The 18,309-nt window shown below is 65.5% G+C and carries 21 protein-coding genes, 1 other RNA gene and 3 pseudogenes; 15 read left to right on the forward strand and 10 right to left on the reverse strand.

The window, feature by feature from the left end; all coding sequences use genetic code 11:
• The first annotated feature begins 150 nt into the window (after positions 1 to 150).
• The 6 genes from ftsE (at position 151) to ssrA (ending at position 4,893) form a co-directional block, all read left to right on the forward strand.
• A complete protein-coding gene (gene ftsE, locus EV643_RS08460) occupies positions 151 to 840 on the forward strand; it encodes a cell division ATP-binding protein FtsE (protein ID WP_133799431.1) in 690 nt (229 codons plus the stop codon).
• Positions 841 to 858: 18 nt separating this feature from the next.
• Complete coding sequence (ftsX, locus tag EV643_RS08465) at positions 859 to 1,770, forward strand: permease-like cell division protein FtsX (RefSeq protein ID WP_133799432.1); 912 nt, start codon at positions 859 to 861, stop codon at positions 1,768 to 1,770.
• A 270-nt stretch (positions 1,771 to 2,040) separates the two neighbouring features.
• The gene (locus EV643_RS08470) at positions 2,041 to 3,258 is read left to right on the forward strand and encodes a M23 family metallopeptidase (protein ID WP_238165449.1); all 1,218 of its coding nucleotides are present in this window, start codon (positions 2,041 to 2,043) and stop codon (positions 3,256 to 3,258) included.
• 21 nt (positions 3,259 to 3,279) lie between these two features.
• On the forward strand, positions 3,280 to 3,756 hold the full coding sequence (smpB, locus tag EV643_RS08475; protein WP_133799434.1) for an SsrA-binding protein SmpB: 477 nt from the start codon (positions 3,280 to 3,282) through the stop codon (positions 3,754 to 3,756).
• Positions 3,757 to 3,838: 82 nt separating this feature from the next.
• A complete protein-coding gene (locus tag EV643_RS08480; protein WP_238165450.1) occupies positions 3,839 to 4,399 on the forward strand; it encodes a DUF1707 and DUF4870 domain-containing protein in 561 nt (186 codons plus the stop codon).
• 112 nt (positions 4,400 to 4,511) lie between these two features.
• Positions 4,512 to 4,893: a transfer-messenger RNA gene (ssrA, locus tag EV643_RS08485) on the forward strand.
• 220 nt (positions 4,894 to 5,113) lie between these two features.
• Here the strand turns inward: ssrA and EV643_RS46850 are convergent.
• Both EV643_RS46850 and EV643_RS08495 read right to left on the reverse strand, forming a co-directional pair.
• Positions 5,114 to 6,085 (reverse strand): annotated as a pseudogene (locus tag EV643_RS46850) (site-specific integrase); the annotation flags it as partial.
• A gap of 46 nt (positions 6,086 to 6,131) precedes the next feature.
• Complete coding sequence (locus tag EV643_RS08495) at positions 6,132 to 6,638, reverse strand: helix-turn-helix domain-containing protein (RefSeq protein WP_133799436.1); 507 nt, start codon at positions 6,636 to 6,638, stop codon at positions 6,132 to 6,134.
• Between the two features lie 111 nt (positions 6,639 to 6,749).
• On the opposite strand from EV643_RS08495, the gene EV643_RS08500 reads away from it, so the two are divergent.
• Complete coding sequence (locus EV643_RS08500; RefSeq protein ID WP_133799437.1) at positions 6,750 to 6,938, forward strand: helix-turn-helix domain-containing protein; 189 nt, start codon at positions 6,750 to 6,752, stop codon at positions 6,936 to 6,938.
• Between the two features lie 269 nt (positions 6,939 to 7,207).
• On the opposite strand, the pseudogene EV643_RS08505 reads toward EV643_RS08500, so the two are convergent.
• The 5 genes and pseudogenes from EV643_RS08505 to EV643_RS08520 form a co-directional block, all read right to left on the reverse strand.
• Positions 7,208 to 7,602 (reverse strand): annotated as a pseudogene (locus EV643_RS08505) (Imm1 family immunity protein).
• 46 nt (positions 7,603 to 7,648) lie between these two features.
• On the reverse strand, positions 7,649 to 7,936 hold the full coding sequence (locus EV643_RS46855) for a DddA-like double-stranded DNA deaminase toxin (protein ID WP_370452250.1): 288 nt from the start codon (positions 7,934 to 7,936) through the stop codon (positions 7,649 to 7,651).
• On the reverse strand, positions 7,821 to 8,624 hold the full coding sequence (locus EV643_RS45455; protein WP_238165452.1) for a hypothetical protein: 804 nt from the start codon (positions 8,622 to 8,624) through the stop codon (positions 7,821 to 7,823). Before EV643_RS45455 ends, EV643_RS46855 begins: the two co-directional genes overlap by 116 nt.
• 194 nt (positions 8,625 to 8,818) lie before the next feature.
• Positions 8,819 to 9,292: a hypothetical protein gene (locus tag EV643_RS08515; RefSeq protein ID WP_133799439.1), complete on the reverse strand. Its 474-nt coding sequence runs from the start codon at positions 9,290 to 9,292 to the stop codon at positions 8,819 to 8,821.
• The gene (locus tag EV643_RS08520; RefSeq protein ID WP_133799440.1) at positions 9,292 to 10,599 is read right to left on the reverse strand and encodes a helix-turn-helix domain-containing protein; all 1,308 of its coding nucleotides are present in this window, start codon (positions 10,597 to 10,599) and stop codon (positions 9,292 to 9,294) included. Before EV643_RS08520 ends, EV643_RS08515 begins: the two co-directional genes overlap by 1 nt.
• Before the next feature lie 275 nt (positions 10,600 to 10,874).
• On the opposite strand from EV643_RS08520, the gene EV643_RS08525 reads away from it, so the two are divergent.
• Together EV643_RS08525 and EV643_RS08530 are read left to right on the forward strand one after the other, a co-directional pair.
• A complete protein-coding gene (locus EV643_RS08525; RefSeq protein ID WP_133799441.1) occupies positions 10,875 to 11,144 on the forward strand; it encodes a hypothetical protein in 270 nt (89 codons plus the stop codon).
• A gap of 146 nt (positions 11,145 to 11,290) precedes the next feature.
• Positions 11,291 to 12,133: a class I SAM-dependent methyltransferase gene (locus EV643_RS08530; protein WP_238165453.1), complete on the forward strand. Its 843-nt coding sequence runs from the start codon at positions 11,291 to 11,293 to the stop codon at positions 12,131 to 12,133.
• A gap of 33 nt (positions 12,134 to 12,166) precedes the next feature.
• Here the strand turns inward: EV643_RS08530 and EV643_RS08535 are convergent, their stop codons facing one another.
• Positions 12,167 to 12,691, reverse strand: coding sequence for a hypothetical protein (locus EV643_RS08535; RefSeq protein WP_133799442.1), 525 nt, complete (start codon positions 12,689 to 12,691; stop codon positions 12,167 to 12,169).
• Positions 12,692 to 12,798: 107 nt separating this feature from the next.
• On the opposite strand from EV643_RS08535, the gene EV643_RS08540 reads away from it, so the two are divergent.
• From EV643_RS08540 to EV643_RS08560, 6 genes are all read left to right on the forward strand, one after another.
• Complete coding sequence (locus EV643_RS08540) at positions 12,799 to 13,059, forward strand: hypothetical protein (protein ID WP_133799443.1); 261 nt, start codon at positions 12,799 to 12,801, stop codon at positions 13,057 to 13,059.
• Positions 13,060 to 13,472: 413 nt separating this feature from the next.
• Positions 13,473 to 13,835 carry a DUF7662 domain-containing protein gene (locus EV643_RS47170; RefSeq protein WP_440589964.1) on the forward strand — a complete coding sequence of 121 codons (363 nt, stop codon included), beginning with the start codon at positions 13,473 to 13,475 and terminating at the stop codon, positions 13,833 to 13,835.
• Positions 13,836 to 14,038: 203 nt separating this feature from the next.
• A complete protein-coding gene (locus tag EV643_RS08545) occupies positions 14,039 to 14,425 on the forward strand; it encodes a YaaA family protein (protein WP_202869447.1) in 387 nt (128 codons plus the stop codon).
• Complete coding sequence (locus EV643_RS08550; protein ID WP_133799445.1) at positions 14,422 to 15,111, forward strand: GIY-YIG domain-containing protein; 690 nt, start codon at positions 14,422 to 14,424, stop codon at positions 15,109 to 15,111. Before EV643_RS08545 ends, EV643_RS08550 begins: the two co-directional genes overlap by 4 nt.
• Positions 15,112 to 15,265: 154 nt before the next feature.
• The gene (locus EV643_RS08555) at positions 15,266 to 16,366 is read left to right on the forward strand and encodes a DUF4062 domain-containing protein (protein WP_166665357.1); all 1,101 of its coding nucleotides are present in this window, start codon (positions 15,266 to 15,268) and stop codon (positions 16,364 to 16,366) included.
• Positions 16,363 to 17,133, forward strand: coding sequence for a hypothetical protein (locus EV643_RS08560; RefSeq protein ID WP_133799447.1), 771 nt, complete (start codon positions 16,363 to 16,365; stop codon positions 17,131 to 17,133). The genes EV643_RS08555 and EV643_RS08560 overlap by 4 nt, the downstream gene beginning before the upstream one ends.
• Positions 17,134 to 17,271: 138 nt before the next feature.
• Here EV643_RS08560 and EV643_RS08565 read toward each other — a convergent pair.
• Together EV643_RS08565 and EV643_RS44720 are read right to left on the reverse strand one after the other, a co-directional pair.
• A pseudogene (locus tag EV643_RS08565) lies at positions 17,272 to 17,748 on the reverse strand (IS1634 family transposase); the annotation flags it as partial.
• A 239-nt stretch (positions 17,749 to 17,987) separates the two neighbouring features.
• Positions 17,988 to 18,116, reverse strand: coding sequence for an SDR family NAD(P)-dependent oxidoreductase (locus EV643_RS44720; RefSeq protein ID WP_202869448.1), 129 nt, complete (start codon positions 18,114 to 18,116; stop codon positions 17,988 to 17,990).
• Positions 18,117 to 18,309: the final 193 nt, after the last annotated feature.

Raw genomic sequence — 18,309 nt, forward strand, 5'->3', positions numbered from 1 at the left:
TGGGTTCACCGGGTATCGGACGGGCGGCGGGCCTGTCTGGAGGACGGGCCATGAACGCCTAGACTGATCGGCGGCCGCTTCGGTGGCGTACGGTGCCCTGGTGGTTACCGCTGCGTCGCCCCCTGTTCCCGACCACGGCCGGAATGTCCCGTGATCCGCTTCGAGAATGTATCCAAGACGTTCGAGGGTCAGTCCAAGGCTGCCCTGCTGAACGTGAACGTCGAGATCGAGAAGGGCGAGTTCGTCTTCCTGGTCGGTACCTCCGGGTCCGGCAAGTCGACGTTCCTTCGTCTGGTCCTGCGCGAGCACCGGACCTCCAAGGGCCACATCATGGTCGCCGGCAAGGACCTGAACCGGCTGGCCAGCTGGCGGATCCCGCAGATGCGCCGGCAGATCGGCACCGTGTTCCAGGACTTCCGGCTGCTGCCGAACAAGACCGTCGCGGAGAACGTGGCGTTCGCGCTGCAGGTGATCGGCAAGCCGCGCGCGCACATCCGCAAGACGGTCCCCGAGGTGCTCGAGCTGGTCGGTCTGGACGGCAAGGAGGACCGGCTTCCGGACGAGCTGTCCGGCGGTGAGCAGCAGCGGGTCGCGATCGCACGCGCGTTCGTGAACCGGCCGATGATCCTGATCGCCGACGAGCCGACCGGAAACCTGGACCCGGGTACGTCGGTCGGCATCATGAAGCTGCTGGACCGGATCAACCGCACCGGCACCACCGTGGTGATGGCGACCCACGACGTGTCCATCGTCGACCAGATGCGCAAGCGCGTGATCGAGCTGGAGAACGGTCATGTCGTCCGCGACGAGTCGCGCGGCGTCTACGGCTACCAGCACTGAGACAGGGATTACTGACTGATGCGCTTGAACTACATCCTCTCCGACCTCGGGATCGGCCTGAAGCGGAACCTGTCGATGACGATCGCGGTCGTCGTCACCATCTGGGTTTCGTTGTCGCTGTTCGGCAGCGCGCTGCTCGCCCGCGAGCAGGTCGAGCTGATGAAGGGCAACTGGTACGACAAGATCCAGATCTCGATCTTCCTCTGCACCAAGGACTCCGGCGGCCGCGGCTGCTCCGGCGCCGAGGTGAGCCAGGAGCAGAAGAACCGGATCCGGCAGGTGATCGAGTCGAGCCCGGACACGGCGCCGGACGGCGTCTTCGGGGAGTCGAAGAAGGAAGCGTTCGACCAGTTCAAGAAGCTGTACAAGGACTCGCCGATCGTCAGCACGGTCACCGAGGACCAGATGCAGGAGTCGTTCCGGGTCAAGCTGAAGGATCCACAGCGCTACCAGAATCTGGTCAGCGCGGTGGCCGGACTTCCCGGCGTCGATACCGTGCAGGACCTCCGGCAGTACCTGGATCCGCTCTTCAAGGCGCTGAACGGTTTGCAAGTCGGTGCGCTGGTGGCCGCCGGGTTGCTGCTGGTCGCCGCGCTGATGCAGATCTCGAACACGATCCGCTTGGCGGCGTACGCCCGAAGACGCGAGATAGGCATCATGCGGCTGGTCGGCGCGTCGAACTTCTACATCCAGCTGCCATTCCTGCTGGAAGCGGTGCTGGCCGCGCTGATCGGCGCGCTGCTGGCCTGCGGCACCCTCTGGGTCGGCGTGTACTTCGTCGTCATGCAGCGCGCGCAGGAGACGTTCCGGGTCTGGCAGTGGGTCGGCGCGACCGAAACCTTCCGGGCGACGGTCATCATGGTGGTCGTCGGACTGATCCTCGCGGTGGTCCCGACATTCCTGACGACGCGGAAATACCTCAAAGTCTGACCTGGGTGACCTATCGTGCAGTAGCACGACAACTAAACCCAGAGCAAGGGGTCGACTGTGGTTTCGCCCTTCCCCGGTGCGGACCCGCGTGAGCGGGCGAGCATCAAGCGAGACGACAGCATCGGCGCCACCGCCACATCGAGCGGACGGTCACGCACGAGACCGCCCGCTCGGCAGACGATTGTCGCCGCTTGCTGCGTTGTCCTGTCCCTGACCGCCGGAGCCCTGGCGGTGGTGCCGTCTGCCCAGGCGGACCCACCGGATCCCCAGGTGCAGAAAAAGCAGCTCGATTCGCAGATCAAGCAGTCCAAGGCCGATCTGCACGAGTCCTACGACCAGCTGGCCAAATCCGTGGCCGCCTACGCCACCGCGGAGACGCAGTACAAGGCTGTCCAGGCCAAGTACGCCGCCGCGCAGGGCAGGCTGGCCGCCGCGAAGGCCGCCGATGTGGTTGCCGCGAGCAAGTTGAAGGCGGCCGAGCAGGCTCTGTCGACGGCCCAGGCCGACGTGGCCGAAGGCGAGCAGCAGATCGCCGAGAAGCAGGCGCTCGCGGGCCGCGCGGTCCGGTCGGCGTACCAGCAGCAGAACAGCCTGGTCGGGCTGACGATCGTACTGCGCGGCGCCTCGCCGGCCGACGTGGCGACCGGGATGCAGGTGCAGCGCAACGTCTTCGGCATCCAGGGCAACGCGATCACCAACCTGAACAACGCGCAGGCGCAGCTCGCGAACCGGCGGGCCAAACTGGCCGCGGCGGAGCGGATCGTCGCCGAGCAACGGGCCGAGGCGGCCCGAACGGTCCAGGAGGTCACCAAGCTGACCCAGCAAGTGGCCGCGGACAAGGCCGAGGCGGCGAAGGTGGCCGCCGCGCGGATGGTCGCATATAAGGCGGCCGAGAAGGAGAAGAACTCCGAGCTGGCGCACTATCAGTCCCTGGTCGCCGAGCGGAACCGGGTGCAGCAGATCCTGGTCGCCCGGGCCCTGGCCGAGAAGGCCGCCGCCGCCCGGCGCAAGGCCGCCGCGGAAGCCGCCGAGCGGGCGAAGGCGAAGAGGGAGAAGCGGCCGCCGCGGAAGATCCCGGACCCGCCGGGCAACGACGGTGGCCTGATCTGGCCGATCAGGACCTACATCACGTCGCCGTACGGGATGCGGTTCCACCCGATCCTGCACTACTGGAAGCTGCACGACGGCACGGACTTCGGCGGCGGCTGCGGTACGCCGATCCGCGCGGCCGCGAGCGGTGTCGTCACGGACCGCTACTACAACGGCGGTTACGGCAACCGGGTTTTCATCTCACACGGGGTGATCGACGGGTCGTCCCTCACGACGGTCTACAACCACCTGTCCCGGTACAAGGCCCGGGTCGGCCAGCGCGTCTCGAAGGGCCAGATCATCGGGTACGTCGGCACCACCGGCTACTCGACCGGCTGCCACCTGCACTTCATGGTCTACCAGGACGGCCGCGTGGTTAACCCAATGAAGTGGTTGTAGCTGATCTGGGATACTGGTCGGATGGTGAAACAGACCGGCCACAAGCCGATCGCGCAGAACCGGAAGGCGCGACACGACTACCACATCGACGACGTGGTGGAGGCCGGACTCGTGCTGACCGGGACCGAGGTGAAGTCCCTGCGGCTGGGCCGGGCCTCCCTCGTCGACGCGTTCGCGTCGGTGCGGGGCAACGAGCTCTGGCTGCAGAACATGCACATCCCGGAGTACACCCACGGCACCTGGACCAACCACGAGCCGCGACGTACCCGCAAGCTGCTGCTGCACCGCGACGAGATGCAGAAGCTGATCAAGGCGATCGAGCAGCAGGGCGTCACGCTGGTGCCGCTGTCGCTGTACTTCAAGGACGGCTACGTGAAGGTCGAGCTGGCCACCGCGCGCGGTAAGAAGGACTACGACAAGCGGCACGCCCTGGCCGAACGGCAGGCCAGCCGCGAGGCACAGCGCGCCCTCTCCGACCGCGGCCGCCCCCGCCGCTGACGGTTTTCACTGGGGTCGGCTCAGGGGTGGCTCCGGGCGGCTCCCGATGGGTTGGGCGGCGAGTGCGGCGCACAGTGGATGTATGTCCACTTCAGACCTGCTGGTGACGCCGGCCCAACGGGACCGCGCAGTCGAGATCCTGCAAGAGATGTATGCCGACGGCCGGCTGACCCACCTCGAGTTCGACACCCGGATCGAGTTGGCGCTGAAGGCCCGGACCCGGTCCGAGCTGAACGGCTGCTTCGACGGGCTGCTGGCCCGCCCCGTCCCGACGTACGCGCCGGTCGCCTTCACCCGGCCCGCCCCGGTCCAGAAGTACGACGGGCAGGCGCGCGGCCTGGGAATGGTGTCCCACTGGCTCGGCTATCCCACCTTCTTCGTCGGCCCGGCCGTGGTCATGGCGACGGCCGGCAAGAAGAACCCGGCGGTCCGCAAGCACGCGGTCGAGGCGGTGAACTTCCAGCTCAGCACACTCGGCGTGTTCGCCCTGATCGGCGTCGTGACCGGCATCACCGAAGGCTTCACCGGCTTCCTGTTCCCGCTGGTCGGCATGGTCTGGTTCGTCCTCACCGGTATCGGCGGCCTGGCCGCCCTGCTCGGCTCCGACTTCCGTTATCCGTTCAGCTTCCGCCTGATCAAGTGACGCTCCCCGCCCGAGGGCGGTCTGGGGAATCTCGTGTGCGGCTGAGCTGTTGGACTTGATAGTGTGGTTCTTCTGCGGACCTTCGGGGACGTAGGAGTTTGACAACTCAACAGGGGGTGAACGGTTTCGACTTTGGACGTACGTTCCAAGGGAAGCGGGCCGAGGATCCAGGGTTATCTCGTAAACGATCTCTGGAAACCAATAACTGCCAACTCTAACGTTCGCAGCAGCTTCGCTCTCGCCGCCTGACGGCCTGAGCACTTAACGAAGCGGTCAGCCCGGGGATGCTTCCGACCCGGTTCCTGGCCTCAGCTAGGGAGCTTGCTTTGCTAGCCCGGTCACGGGGCTAGTACGGGACATTTACAGTGACTGAGCCTGTCAGCAACCTTGTCTGTGGGAGTGCTGAGGCTGAGAAAAGCGACTAACAGACTGCGCCCGGAGAAGTCTTGGAGCGACGCTGAAGGACGCGGGTTCGATTCCCGCCACCTCCACCCCTTTGCGAAGTGCCTGGTCAGAGCGATATCGGCCAGGCACTTCGTCGTTCCGCGACCAATTAACGACCAACTTATGCGGCGCCGGACCTCGGCCGGGATCGTCACCCGCCTCCCTGAGCAGCACCTGCGCTGCCGCGGCGCTGGCGACGCCGCGTCCCATGTACACGTCCTGGGTCATCGACGGCTTCGCGTGTCCGAGGTGGTCGGCGATCTCGCGGGCCGACAGACCCGCCTCGTCCAGTCGGGTCGCGACGGTCTTCCGGCAGGTGTGCGACGTGACCCAGTTGAGGTCCGGGTCGGCGCGTACCATCGCAGCCTTCATGTCGCGGTTCGCGTTGGACGGGTTCCGCACGCTGCCCTTCAGACCGGCGAACAGCAAGCGGTCCGGGTTGTCGATGGCTGCGATCCGGCGCCGGCACAGCTCCACGATGTTCGGCGGCAGGGCGATGATCCGCCAGCCGGCGTCCGTCTTCGGCCGCGGCTGCAGGACCGTTCCCTTGCCGCTGAGCCGAACGGCGATCTGGCACACCTCGAGCGTCCCGGACTCGAGGTCGACCGCGTCCTCAGCCAGGCCAAGCGCCTCGCCGATCCGCAACCCCGTACCGAGCATGAATTCGATGAGGTCGACGACGTCCTGCAGGATCGCCCGAGGATCTGTGCCGGCCTTGGTGATCACTCCATCGGTTTCGACCACTGAGAGGGCCCGCGGGCGCTCCTTGCGGTGCCCACGCTTGATCTTTGCGACATCCCGCACCGGGTTCGTCTTGATCGCGCCGTGTCGCACCGCGAGCCCGAGCAGAAGGCTGAGGACCGTCTTGCATGATTTCGCCTTGCCTGGTCCGCTGTTCTCCCGAACCGCCTTCAGGAAGCGGTCGCAGGCGGGTACATCGGCTTCGCGGCAGGCGAGTGCCCCCATGGCTGGCAGTACCTTCTGGTTCAGGTCGCGCTCGTACAGCTCCTTGCTGCCGTCGCTCAGGTCGGATGCGCTCATCTCCTCGACCCATACGGCGGCCAGTTCACGGATCCGTGTCTCCGCGGTGATCGGTCCCTCGGTCGGGCCGAGCCGATCGCGCAGCGCCTCCTTGAGACGCCGCTCAGCGGCTGCTTGAGTGGGGCCGTAGCGCGTGACCGGGCGGGTGACGCCATCAAAGTCACGCATGTGTGCCCGAGCTCGGACCTTCTTCGGCCCCATGGTCGTGAAGTCGATCCTGCCGTAGGTCCCAACTGGTGTCAGAGGCCTAGCCACGGTCCAGCTTCCGCATGGCGTCGAAGTCTTCCCGCGTCCGGGGTCGATCCTGATTGCCCAGGTCCTTCAAGTCCTCCGCTTCCTCAAGCGCCTGCCTGGAGGTCATCTTCTTGACGTTGTGGATCGTCGCCTCGGTGACGAGCGTCAACCGGATTCCCTTGCGCTCCGCGTCGTCGAGGTAGCGCTGCAGCACATCTTGGGCTGCCGACAGCTCGTGCATCGTCCAGATCGCCTCGTTGTAGAGCAGTCCGATTGATCGGCATTCGCTGGCGATCTCGCTTTGGAGTCCGATCTCGTCGGGCCGCTTCAGCAGGGCCTCGACTGATACGTCGAGGATCTCTGCCAGATCTGCGGCCTCGCTCAACAGAAGCCGACGCTCGCCTTTCTCGATCGCCCAAACCGTCGACTGACTCCACCGATGGCCCCTCTCGCGCATCGCGTTGGCGACTGCCTGCTGGGGAATCGCGTCCCGCAGAAAGGACACCGTCGCCCCGATCAACCGCTCCCTGTCAGCCACGGCCACTCCGTACTATCAATTCTAGTTGGGAACCACTAGGGAACACCATATACTCAATTTGGGAGTCGCTGCCAACTGGGAAATGGGGTAGAGATGGCACGCAAGTTGCTTCACCTCAAGGAGGCCGCCGACCGGCTTCGCCGCAGCGAGTCTCAGCTACGCTGGATGGTCCACAACGGCACAGCACCGCCGTCCGCTGTCATCGCCGGCCGCCGCATGTTCGACGAGGACCTCCTCGACCGCTGGATCGAGGAGCAGTTCGACGCCGAGACCGGCGGGTGACGCGCGAGCCGAGCTTGGCGCCGTCGTGCAGATCGCGTCCAGTCCGCCGGCGTTCGGGGTCCTCGGCCCGCACCAACGGCGCCCATGGTGCGGCGACTCGGCGGCGTGTCGATGGCCCCGATAATCTCATCACCCTGGCTGAGTGGTGCGGCGAGAGTGCCGGGACCTCGAGCGGGTGGGCTGCGGGCCGCCTACAGCAGAAGCTCGGACGGACAGCAGGACTGACCGTGCGAAACCTGCACCAAGTGGTCTTGTTCAAACCCACCGACTCACGTCACAGGCCGGGCCCGCCATTCGACGCCTCTGGGGCGGTCGCCGCCGCTCTCCAGGAACTCCTTGACCGCTGATCGGACCACATCGAGCGACACTCGGAGTCCGATGGGAAGTCCTCCGGATGACCGGCGTACTCGTAGAAGACATCCGCTGCCTGCGGCCGGTCGGTCATGGCATACCAGACGCCAGTCGTACCGTCGCTGGTACCGGCAAACTTCAGCCCGCCAACCTTGCGTTTGGCATTAATGCCGACGCGGAAGTCGTGATCCGGGTAGCCCTGGTCGGTCGTGGGCCGCTCGGCTAGGTATAGCGCTGCCATGGTGTGGTCGCACGACTCAGTCAGCAGGGCGTCGACCAACTGGTCGACATCGGCCTCAGTCCTGAGGATCACCGGCTGATCGTCGTTTCGTGTCGGTAGTACGCCTCGATGCTGTAGGTCATCTCTGTCTGCGTCCTCCTGACTCGGGATACGTCCGCTTGAAGCTGTCGGGGCCGTACACCGTCAGCCGTGCGCCGTCAGGCAGGAACCTCCACAGGTTCCGGTGACAACCGTACGGGCCGGGGCAAGGTCTGTTGTTGATCGTGATCGTCTCATCGGTCAATGCGCGCTTACGCATCAGCATCGCGAACTTGATCTCGACGTGGGAGCCGAGCGTATCGGCGCCCCGGCGCGATCCGGATCTGATGGTCCTCCATGAACCGATCGACGTCCGCGGTGTACTCATCAACCCCGCTGAGGAGGTCGTGTTCCGCTCCAGAAGCATCAATCCAGATACCACGCGTCTTGTCCCTTGGTTGTCGTACCGGCAGTCGTTCGAGGATCTCGCGGGCAACAGGCCCAAAGGGCTCGGGTTCGTCCGGGGCACCTGGTTGGACAGGCTGTGTTCCGGGTGCTGCTCCATCCTTGTTGGTTTGGTCATCGCCGGCTCCAGCGGTGCCGCCCGACTTCCTGCTCGTCGGCTTTGATGAGTCATCATCCCGCCGGCCTTCCGCAGGCGGTGTCCTCCCGGCTGTGCCATCTGGCCTGTTCGCGATCCACCCGCCAGCCGGTTCAGCAGTGCGAATCCCGCTGACCATCTGTTCGACCCAGCCGCGTACCTTCGGCGGCGCCAGGCTGAGGTAGTCCGCGGCTTCCTCGCAGCGCCGGGCGGCTTCGGCCAGCTGCATGGCGGCCATCCGGGCCTGTGCGTTGCTGCCAAGGCTGCCGACCCAGCCAGCGGCCTCGCGGTACTTGCTGGCGCCGTCATGCAAGTACGCCACGACACGTGGGATTTCGTCGAGCGCCGCCAGCACGCCTGGGCGACGCGCTGCAGCTCGGAGGGCATCGGCGGTCGGAGCGGCGGCTAGATTCTGGTTGGCATAGCTGCGGCAGCCCGCCTCGGCTGTCTGCAGCGCCTGGACCGGCTGCTCCACTGACTTTCCGGCTGCCTCGAGCACTGTCGAGATGTCGCGGTCCGCACCGGTGGCCGAACCGGAAATCAGAGCATGGACGTGCCGGCTGGCCTGCTCGAATCGCTGCTTGAATCCCGCCAGACTGCCAGCGCCCGATGGGGTGCGTCAGCGTTCACCCGGAACAGTCGGGACACGGTTGGACCGGGACGGCGGGCTTAGGCCCTGGAGGCGCCGGAGGGCCATATGACGGTCACTGGAAGGTTCTTGTCGTGGGCCGCCTGCACGACGTCGGCAGTGCCGCCGAAACCGCGGGCCGGCTGTCCATCCCATACCGCGAGCAGTTCGTCGGCGATCGCGAGCATTCGGAGGCTGGCGTCCATGTGAGCGTCTGAGTCGGAGTTTGTTCTGTCGAGTGCGACCGTTTCCGATGCCTTGGCCAGCAAGGAGTCGTAGGTCGAGTGGTGGGAAGTTGGCAGTCCGTCGCGGTAGCTGGAGGCTGGGATGACTGCGATGAGTCGGCCTCCGAGGTCGAGCACTGTTTGTGCAAACAGCGCGTCTGCGCCATCAGCCAGGCAGGAGATGCCGGTGACTTCACCTTTGGTCTCAATGATGCGGTGGAGCTCTTCTGTGACGAGAGCTTCCGTGTCTTTGGACAACCCGCGATGTCCAGAGACCGCCAGACGTACCATTAGGCCCTCGCTTCTTGGAGTGCTTGGGACAGCTCCATTGCGCCCCGACTGGATGGCAGGCTACTGGTGAAGTCCGTGACGCGGTTCACGACCCTACGGCTTCGGAGGTCTCGCCCGGTTTGCAGCGCAGCCAGCGCTGCGCTGCAACCCTCCTCTACGTGTCCAGCGACGACCAGAACGGCCGCATGGTCGACGAGAGCCAACGCTCTCGGCTTGGGACCGGTCAGGTGTGGATTGGCTACATCGAACGCCGCGATCGCGCCCTGAGTGTCTCCTAGGCGACCTAGGGCCACCGCCCGGGTCGATGCCAGCTTTGCGCTGTCGAATTGGAAGACCCACGGCCACACCGGTTCGCCCTTGGGATGGTCGGTCAGAGTGTCGGCGAGCTTCAAAGCTGCCACGGTCGACTTTCGATCCCTGAGCTGGCCGGCTGTGACAGCACGCAGGCCGGATAGCCATGCGCGAGCGGAGTCGGGAGCCGACCTGTCAAGAAGAGATTCAGCTTTGGCGATGAACGTGAGGCCAATTCGAGCGTTCCCCGCCTCAGTCTCGAACTGGCCGAGGCTGGCAACCATGTAGGCGGTCAGCAGCGGGTTGCGGGCCTGCTCAGCCCTACGCACAGCCTCTGCGTACCGGTTGCGAGCGGTAGCAAGATCACCTCGGTCGGCCGCGAGCCAACCCGTCATTCCGGCGATCTCCGCAAGCACACTGAACCCGCCTGTCGTCGGTAGGCTCTGCTCGACCGTCACCCGAGTGAGGGCGAGATGCGCCTCGACCGCAGGGGCGAGATGCTCGGACGAAACCGCATGCTCCATGCGCCGGTAGTGGGCAATAGGACCGGCTAATGCTGAGCGAAGGTCGTTGGCGCCTTCATCTGGCAGCGAGATGTAGCGGGTTGCGACGAGACCGGCTCCTGTGCCGAGAGCCAACCGCAGAAACTCTTTGCGCTGCACGTCATCACCTGCCTCATCACCCCCGTGCGTTGCTGGCGGCGACCAGGATGCCCGGTCGCCCAAATCGCCCGGTGCAAGACCCAGTATCTGGCGTTCGCGGACTGGCATCGACAGTCCAGTGGCGACTCGCTCGAGGACGTGTAACCGCGCCACCCGTCTGGTACCCCGAACTATGTCGCTCACGCGTCCCTGGCTGAGGCCTACCGCCAATCCGATCCTGGTCTGGCTGATCCCGCGTGCGCCAACATCGCGAAGAAGGCGGCCAATGTCTCGTGATGTCAGGGCATCCTGGACAGCTTCGCTGCGCCAGAACGACAAGGGCAGGCGCAGCGAGTCGGCGGATTCCTCGCGCATCAGACCCTCCGCTTGCCGCTGGGACTCAGATGGATCGTACCGAACGGTGCGCAGGACCTAACTCTCTGTGCGAGTCGCGGCGGATATCCGGTATCCCCAAAGGGGATGGATCCGACGGCGGGATCTCAGTCATTGTCGTTACGCCACCAATGCGCTTCGGAATGTCGCAGAGCCAGCGAGGAAGTGACTGAGAGTGATTGTGCAGATGTGGGTCTTGATCATAGGGACCGCTGTCGTGACCGGTGCCATGGCGGTCGACGTATTTAGGGGCCTGAGTGACAAGTGATCGGCCGTCTGATGTCCGTCTCGCGACCTTGCCGGATCGTCGGTATTACACCATCCAGCTGTGGCTAGGCGACCACCTGATCGAGGAGCACATCGCACCAACCGAGCTGGCCCAGGAGTACGCCAACGTCATCCAGCTGCGCATCGCCGGGCTTCCCGGTCACCGGCTCCGCTGCATCCCGGCCGGAGACCATGCGCGTCCGGCGTCCCCACCACCCCCATACCGGCGGGACTGGCATCCAACCTCTGGCGCGGAGTGATCGCCGCGCGGTGCCGGTCTCGCCTCACCAAAGCTGGAGCCTTCGGTTTCCCGAGTCCGAAGGCTCCGTACATAGACCAGCGGGCGGGCGCACAGCCTGCAGAGCGGACGCCCGCCCGCTGTTCCAACTCGATCATAAGGAGTGCAGTGGATACCCCCGTTATCCCGGTGGACCGCCCAATCGTCGATCCGGCAATCGAGACCCACTACTCGAGCCGCTGGGACGAGGCCACCCGCCTGAGTTCCACCGTCAAGGGCCGCCTGGAGCGAGCCCGGCTCTATGACTTCCTCGGCCAGTGGTTCCCGCAGGCTCCCGCCCGAGTCGCTGACATCGGCGGCGGGCCGGGCGTGCACGCCGGTTGGCTGCGTGATCAGGGCTACGACGTCGTGCTGCTCGACCCGGTACAGCATCACGTCGACCAAGCGGAGGCAGCGGGGATCTCTGCTCAGCATGGTGACGCACGCGGGCTGCCGTGGCCGAATGAGTCCTTCGATGCCGTCCTGATGGCTGGACCGCTCTACCACCTACCTGAGGCGAGCGACCGCCGCCTGGCGCTCCGCGAGGCACTGCGGGTGCTGCGTCCCGGTGGTGTCCTGGCCGTGGTGGCGATCAACCGAGCAGCCAACCTGATCGGCTCGACGCTGGCGAACACGTTGCTGGCCCGGCAGGGCATCGTGCAGGCGATCCTCGACACTGGCCACAGCGCCGACAACGAGCGGATGGCGCACTGCTACTACCACCACGAGAGCGAGCTACGCAGCGAGCTGGTGAGTGCCGGTCTGCGACCTGTAAACATCTTCGGCCTCACTGGTCCCGGTGGCTGGCTGACGGTCGTGATCGACGCCCACTTCAAGTCGCAGCCGTACACAGACAAGCTCGCCGATCACGATCCGCTGGACACCGCTCTGGAGTGCTCACGCCTGGCTGACCGGATGCCGGAGCTGGTGGCGGCGAGCTCGTTGTTCCTGGCCGTTGGCCGAAAGGGCTAAGCCATGCTGTCCTGCGGCACGGCCGGTGAGGCGTTAGCCAAGCTGGCCGTGCAGTTCGACGTACTCCTGTTCGGCGACCAGCACCTCCGACAGAACGGCATCGGCGCTTGGCAGCGGGTGGAGTGGGAACTTCGATCCGTCCCAAAGCAGCCGACCGTCCGCAGTCGTCGACGGCGGGATGACGACTGGCGTGCCCGATGCGATGTACTCGACGCCAGTGGCGAGCGGACCCAGGTCGCCGTCGGGCTGAAGGGTGCAGGTGATCCAGTCGCCGTCTGGCAGCTTCATCGTCGGTGGCCACACCCCAGGACGTTGCTGTTCGTAGCGACGCTTGCCATACGCGCCGACAATCCGCGGCAGTCTCCAGACGGCAACGGCGGGACACGAGGTGATCGCCAAGTTCGGCGGTTCGTCGACGTCCCAGACTGCATGGACTGCTTCGACATCGCTGATCCAGTCGCCTGCGGGATCACAGCTGATGGTTGCCGCCTGCACCGGAATGCCGCGCTCCACACAAGCGAGTGCCGTCTCCAGCAGGGCGTTCTTGCGTCGAATCATCTGACCGGCGTCCTCCCGTCTCGGGGACATCATTGCCGCGCTACCGCACGGCTTGTCAATCCGGACTTGAGCAGAACGCTGACAGTCCAACCATGTGAGGAGCAACCATGTCCCAGATTGAGCAACTCAAGATGCAGCTGCACGGCCTGGCCGACCAGTCGCGTTCGGGCGCGGGCAGTCTGGCCAGCTTCAAGCAACGCTTCGAACAGGCCAGCCAACACGTCCAAGCGCTCATCTCCGGCTCGGCCACCGGCGCCGACCGCGACATCACCACGGTGCTCGAGGCGGCTGGGAAGTCGGTCGAGCAGGCGGTGCAGGCGCTGCAGATTGCTGAGGCGGGCTGTCGCAGCTATGCCAACCAGATCTAGCCCGCGTTTCCCACACGGATGCCCTCCGAACTGCAACGCGTCGCCCAGGCGTTGCTGGACGCGCTCGACGAAATCCCCCGCATCGTGCCCTACCTGCATGACCAGGCCGGCAGGTACCGCGAGGCCGCCGGTTGGGTTGGCAGCCTCAGTCGCAACCCACCTGCCCAACAGGCCGCGATGCAGTTGGGCGCGCGCCTCGGCTTCGCGGGCCTTCGCCATGCACCGATGGCGGCTACCGGTCCGGCCGCCACCGGTGGTGATGTCGCTGTCCGGGTCCGCGCGTTGCTCGGGCCGCCGCTGCGGCGTCGACCGCTGGCTGCTGCTGTCTGCGGGAGTGGACGCGGGGTTGTGTCCGTCCCATGGGAAACCGTCGCGTCAGACGGATGTCCAAACTCTCGGTTAGCGTGGTGGGTATGGCACGAGGGCTGGCCGACTGGTCACGACTGAGCGCGTGGCTGACCGATCGGGGTGAGGCGGTCATCAGCGTCTCGTGGGCGGAGTTGGGCAATATCGTCGGTGGCCTCCCTGAATCTGCCGTAAATCACTATCCCCAGTGGTGGCACGGCGATCGGCAAAACACTCGCGCCTGGAGGCGGGCCGGGTACGACTTGGAGCGCGTTGATGTCGGCCGATCCGTCACGTTCCGCCGTACTGGCCCGGCGACCATGCCACCTGAGAACCGTCGGTTGTCATCGACCTGGCGCAACAACGTCCGGACGGCACAGACCACCCCGGACATGTCAATGCTCACGCAAATCGACATCAGTCGGACTTAATCGTTCTCCCGTGTTCCAAGGCCAAGGCCCGCGGCGGTGAATCCCGGCTCGAGGAACCTGTCGATTCGTGGCCGCAGCCGCTGCGGCAAGCTCGCCAAGACCTCCAGCGGGAAGCGGCCGTTGATGAGCGACTGCTCCTGCCGGCCTGGCGCCGGTACACCGGCCACTTCTATGCGGCGGCCGGTGACGCCCTGTCCGACGCAGTGGCAAACGGCGCGCACGTCGTGATCTTGAGCGGCGGGTACGGCTTGCTTCGGGCCGAGGAGCTGATCGGCTGGTACGAGAAGAAGCTCCGGCTCGCCGATTGGCCGGCAGGTCTGCTTGAGAACGCGCTGACTGACGAAGCTGTCCGCGTGCGGGCACAATGGGTGGTTGCCTTGGCAAGCACCACGACCGATTACGCGCGACTCATCCGCCGCGTGCCATGGAGCCGTACCGACGCTGCCGAAGCACTGCTTGTGACCCTGGCCGACGCTGGCGCTGGCGCGATGGTGAACGTGCCGCGCGCGCTGGGACAAGCGTTCCGCGCCTTCTGGGAACACCGTCCCGATGGCTATCCACCCGGCCTCGTTGTCGAGCGAATCTCATGACTACGGGAAGGCAAGCCGACCTCGATCGGTTCTATCGCTTGCTGGCGCAGCTCGTCGAGGCATCGCGCGGCCTCCGCCGCCTGCGCGAATGCACCGTCACAAGCTGCCCCTCCCACGGTGTCTATTTCTTCTTCGAGCCAGGTGAGAACAGGATCAACGGATCGTCGCGAGTTGTCCGCGTTGGCACGCACGCATTGACCGCCACAAGCCAAACCACCTTATGGACACGGCTGAAGCAACATCGAGGACACGTTGGTGGCGTCCGCCCCGGCGGCGGCAACCATCGGGGCAGCATCTTCCGACACCATGTCGGTACCGCGCTCCTGGCAACCGAAGACTGGCCCAGCAGCCTGCACATCAGCTGGCGAAGCCGACATGTCGACCACTCAGCCCGAACCGCCGAGTACCCCTTGGAGAAAGCAGTCAGCGACTACATCGCCGCCATGCCAATGCTGTGGTGCGCGGTCACCGACCGCGGCGTACGCAGCGCGGTCGAGCGCAACAGCATCGCCCTTCTGTCCTGCCGAACCGGCGGCCACGACCTGCCGTCTGCCGCATGGCTCGGCCGCCATGCCGACAGCCAAAAGCTCCGCACATCCGGCCTGTGGAACGTCAATCATGTCGACGAACCGTACGACCGTTCGTACCTGGACGTCCTGGAAGGCCTGGTGGAGTCCACGGGCTGAAGGCGACCACTAGTCTTGTCGGCCAGGCGAATCGTCGCCCATGCTCGCAGGGCAACCATCAGAACGTCGCTTGGTCGCTTCGTCGAGTGGTCGACAGTTCTCCCGTGTGTGTCTGGCGGCGAAACCGAGCGCGCTCGGGGCGACAATAGGCATCGTGAAGGTCTTCATCAGTTCGTTGATCAGCGGGTACGAGGCGTATCGCCAGGCCGTTGTCGAAGCGGTTGAGGCACTCGGTCATCAGGTCATCCGCGCCGAGGAATTCCCGGCTTCAGCAGGCACGCCGCAGCAGGCATGCCTAGCTGCCGTCCGCGAGTCGGATCTCGTCGTGCTGCTGATTGGCGAGCGCTATGGCTATCCGCAACCCTCTGGACTCTCGGCGACGCACGAGGAGTACCGGGAGGCCAAAGAGTCCAAGCCTGTCTTTGTCTTCGTCGAGTCAGGCGTCACGCGGGAGCCGCAGCAGGAGACATTCCTTCAGGAGGTGGAGGCCTGGGCTACCGGGCACTTCCGGGCATCGTTCTCCTCTGCCGACGAGCTAAAGACTGTTGTAGTGCGAGCCCTCCATGATCACGAACTCGCGACTGCGGCGGGACCGGTCGACGAGGCCGAAATGCTGGCCAGGGCCAGAGCTCTGCTGCCCAATGGTAGGCATGGCGGCGCTCCGCGGCTGGTTTTCGCCGTGGCTGGCGGCCCACATCAGCAGGTGCTCCGGCCCGTCGAGCTTGAGCAAGATGACCTGGCTCGCGATATCCAACGAGAGGCGCTGTTCGGCGAGTACCCGGTGTTCGATGCCACGGAGGGAACCACGACCTCAATCCGTGGCGGCGCTTTGATCTTGGAGCAGCCGAGTGCATCGGTGGTGATCGATCAGGCCGGATCGATCTGCGTCGTTCAGCCGGCCCGCCGGAACAGGGATGACTACCGTACTGGCATGCCTGCTCTGATCGAGGAAGACCTCGCTGCCGCCCTGGCGCGAGCTGTCCGCTTCTCCGGTTCTCTGTTGGATCGGCTTGACCCGGTCCACCGCCTGACGGACGTTGTTCCTCTCGCGCACCTCAGCGGAACCGGCTACCTGCCCTGGCGCTCGAGGGCCGAGCAGGCCGCCAATCCAAACTCCGCATCGATCCATGCCAACGCGGGTGCTGTAACCGCGACCTTGACGCCGACTCGGAGGCATCGGCAGGCGCTCACGCATGATGCCAACCGCATGGTGGAGGACTTGATGGTTTTGCTGCGTCGGGAGATCCGCGGGTGAACGACACGGTGCGGGAAATGGACTCTCGGCGCGCTCGTTGGCTGCAGTACCGCTCAGGTCAGGGGTTGATGCCAGGCACTGGGGATGAGTTTGCCCGTTGTGGACTGGGCCGCCTCACCGACGGACCTGATCTGAGGCTCTTGTTCCTGCCTGCCGACCCAGAGGGTGATGTCGTTCCGCTCAACCGGGAAGTGCTGGACTGGCTCAAGCAGCCACGCGAGTCGCCATTCGGCGGTCGGTACCCGTCATGGGGCAGCAGCGACCGAGCGACGAACGGCGCCATCGTTTTGTACGACCAATTCCGAGAGGACGCTGGTTGGACGCGGTACCTCGCACTTCACCGCCATGGCGGCCTCGAGGTCGGCATTGGGCGCGCAGCCTACGAGCAGAGAGAAATCCGCATATTTGCGCTGCGGCCGATCGTCGGGTTGGCGTGGTGTGCAGCCGCACTTCAGGCCGAAGTCGCAGACCGGTGGGGACTTGAGGGCATGTTCGAGATCACCGTCGCACTCCGTAACACCAGTGCGGCCACACTCGGGGACTTCGCCGAGGGTTGGAAGCAGCCGGGATTCGGCTTAGACATCGTCAGATGCCTTGACGAGCATGTGCTGATCCGGCGGGAACTGGATGGAATGGCCGACCCTGAGAGTTTCGCGCTCGATCTCGGTGATCGTATCGAACAAGCGTTCGGAACGCTCAATCGTCGCCATGTTGCCCGTCAGGGCGAGCACGAGGGCAGCTTCGATCCGCGCTTTGAGTGGTTCTAGGTCGCCTCCGGCCTTCGAGCTACTAGTGACCTCAGCACCCTGGCTCTACGAACTCCGAATCGCGTCGCGCCGCGCTTTGATCCGTTTCACGATCTCCGCGCGTGACGTGTCCACTCCCCCTGAGTTCGGCCATTCGGCTTAGTGCCTGAGGCGCGACGACTTCAGAGCGTCGAGGATCGCCTGCTGTCGGTGGGGATGGCGGTGGGAATGTCTGCTCGGTGCCGTTGATCGCGATGGTCGCGGACCGTAGTGGCCGCAACTGGCGGACGAGTTTCGGATCGCGAGCCCGGTGCGGTTCTGGACCTCGCGACTGACCGCGAGTGCGGTGAACACGATGGTCAGGTGGGCCTCGATTGCGTCGCGGGTGTGGTGGAACATCGGCCGCGCACGCAGGTCGGTCTTGCTCATCCGGAAGGACTGCTCGACGTGCCACAGGTCGTGATAGGTGCCGATCACTTCGCCGGCGTCCATGACGTCGGCGGGGATGTTGGTGACGTAGCCCTTCAGCCCGGCCAGCCGGCGTGCCCGCGCCAGCGAGGCCTCGTCCAGGGTGCGTGAGCCGTTGGTGGTCTTCACGAACCGCGGGGCACGGGCCGTCTTCTCCCCAGCGACGACCTATCAGCCGGTCCGGCCTGTGGATCAGCCCGGTCAGGAGGTAGGGGGCGAGGATGTTGACCGCCAGTGTCCGCGGGTGTCCGTCTGGGCTGGGGTGGCGATCGCGGTCGCCGTAGACGCCGGCGTTGTGGATGACGGCGTCCATGCGGCCGAGTTGGTTGACCTGCTCGGCGAGGTGGCGGGTCTGCTGAGCGCTGGCGAGATCGCCGACGACCAGGGCCGCACCGCGATCGGCCAGGTCAGTCCAACGCAGCCGCGCGGTTGGTGTCGCGGGCGTGGACGACCACCTGGTGACCTTCGTCGAGCAGGCTGGTGGCGGCGGCTCGGCCGAGGCCTTGGGCAGAACCGGTGATCAGGATGCGAGCCACGAAGGCTCCTTCCGGAGCGCTGGCTAACTCGAAAATGGTGCTCAGCCAGGGCGCGACAGCATGGCCCCGGCGGTGGTCGGGGTTCGGGTGATGGATGGCGCGGTGGGTCAGGCGGCGGCTGGGGTGAGGGTGACCTTGCGTCCGGTGATGTGTTCGAGCTGGCGGATGAGGTCGCGTTCGGGGGGAACAGAGG

Source organism: Kribbella caucasensis (assembly GCF_004361855.1).
GTDB classification, from domain to species: domain Bacteria; phylum Actinomycetota; class Actinomycetes; order Propionibacteriales; family Kribbellaceae; genus Kribbella; species Kribbella caucasensis.

Excerpts from the sequence above, each read along its gene's own strand:
- ftsX (WP_133799432.1), top strand. The coding sequence starts at position 859 with ATGCGCTTGAACTACATCCTCTCCGACCTCGGGATCGGCCTGAAGCGG.
- smpB (WP_133799434.1), top strand. The coding sequence starts at position 3,280 with ATGGTGAAACAGACCGGCCACAAGCCGATCGCGCAGAACCGGAAGGCG.
- EV643_RS08480 (WP_238165450.1), top strand. The coding sequence starts at position 3,839 with ATGTCCACTTCAGACCTGCTGGTGACGCCGGCCCAACGGGACCGCGCA.
- EV643_RS08500 (WP_133799437.1), top strand. The coding sequence starts at position 6,750 with ATGGCACGCAAGTTGCTTCACCTCAAGGAGGCCGCCGACCGGCTTCGC.
- EV643_RS46855 (WP_370452250.1), bottom strand. The coding sequence starts at position 7,936 with ATGAGTACACCGCGGACGTCGATCGGTTCATGGAGGACCATCAGATCC.
- EV643_RS08515 (WP_133799439.1), bottom strand. The coding sequence starts at position 9,292 with ATGGTACGTCTGGCGGTCTCTGGACATCGCGGGTTGTCCAAAGACACG.
- EV643_RS08520 (WP_133799440.1), bottom strand. The coding sequence starts at position 10,599 with ATGCGCGAGGAATCCGCCGACTCGCTGCGCCTGCCCTTGTCGTTCTGG.
- EV643_RS08535 (WP_133799442.1), bottom strand. The coding sequence starts at position 12,691 with ATGATTCGACGCAAGAACGCCCTGCTGGAGACGGCACTCGCTTGTGTG.
- EV643_RS08540 (WP_133799443.1), top strand. The coding sequence starts at position 12,799 with ATGTCCCAGATTGAGCAACTCAAGATGCAGCTGCACGGCCTGGCCGAC.
- EV643_RS47170 (WP_440589964.1), top strand. The coding sequence starts at position 13,473 with ATGGCACGAGGGCTGGCCGACTGGTCACGACTGAGCGCGTGGCTGACC.
- EV643_RS08550 (WP_133799445.1), top strand. The coding sequence starts at position 14,422 with ATGACTACGGGAAGGCAAGCCGACCTCGATCGGTTCTATCGCTTGCTG.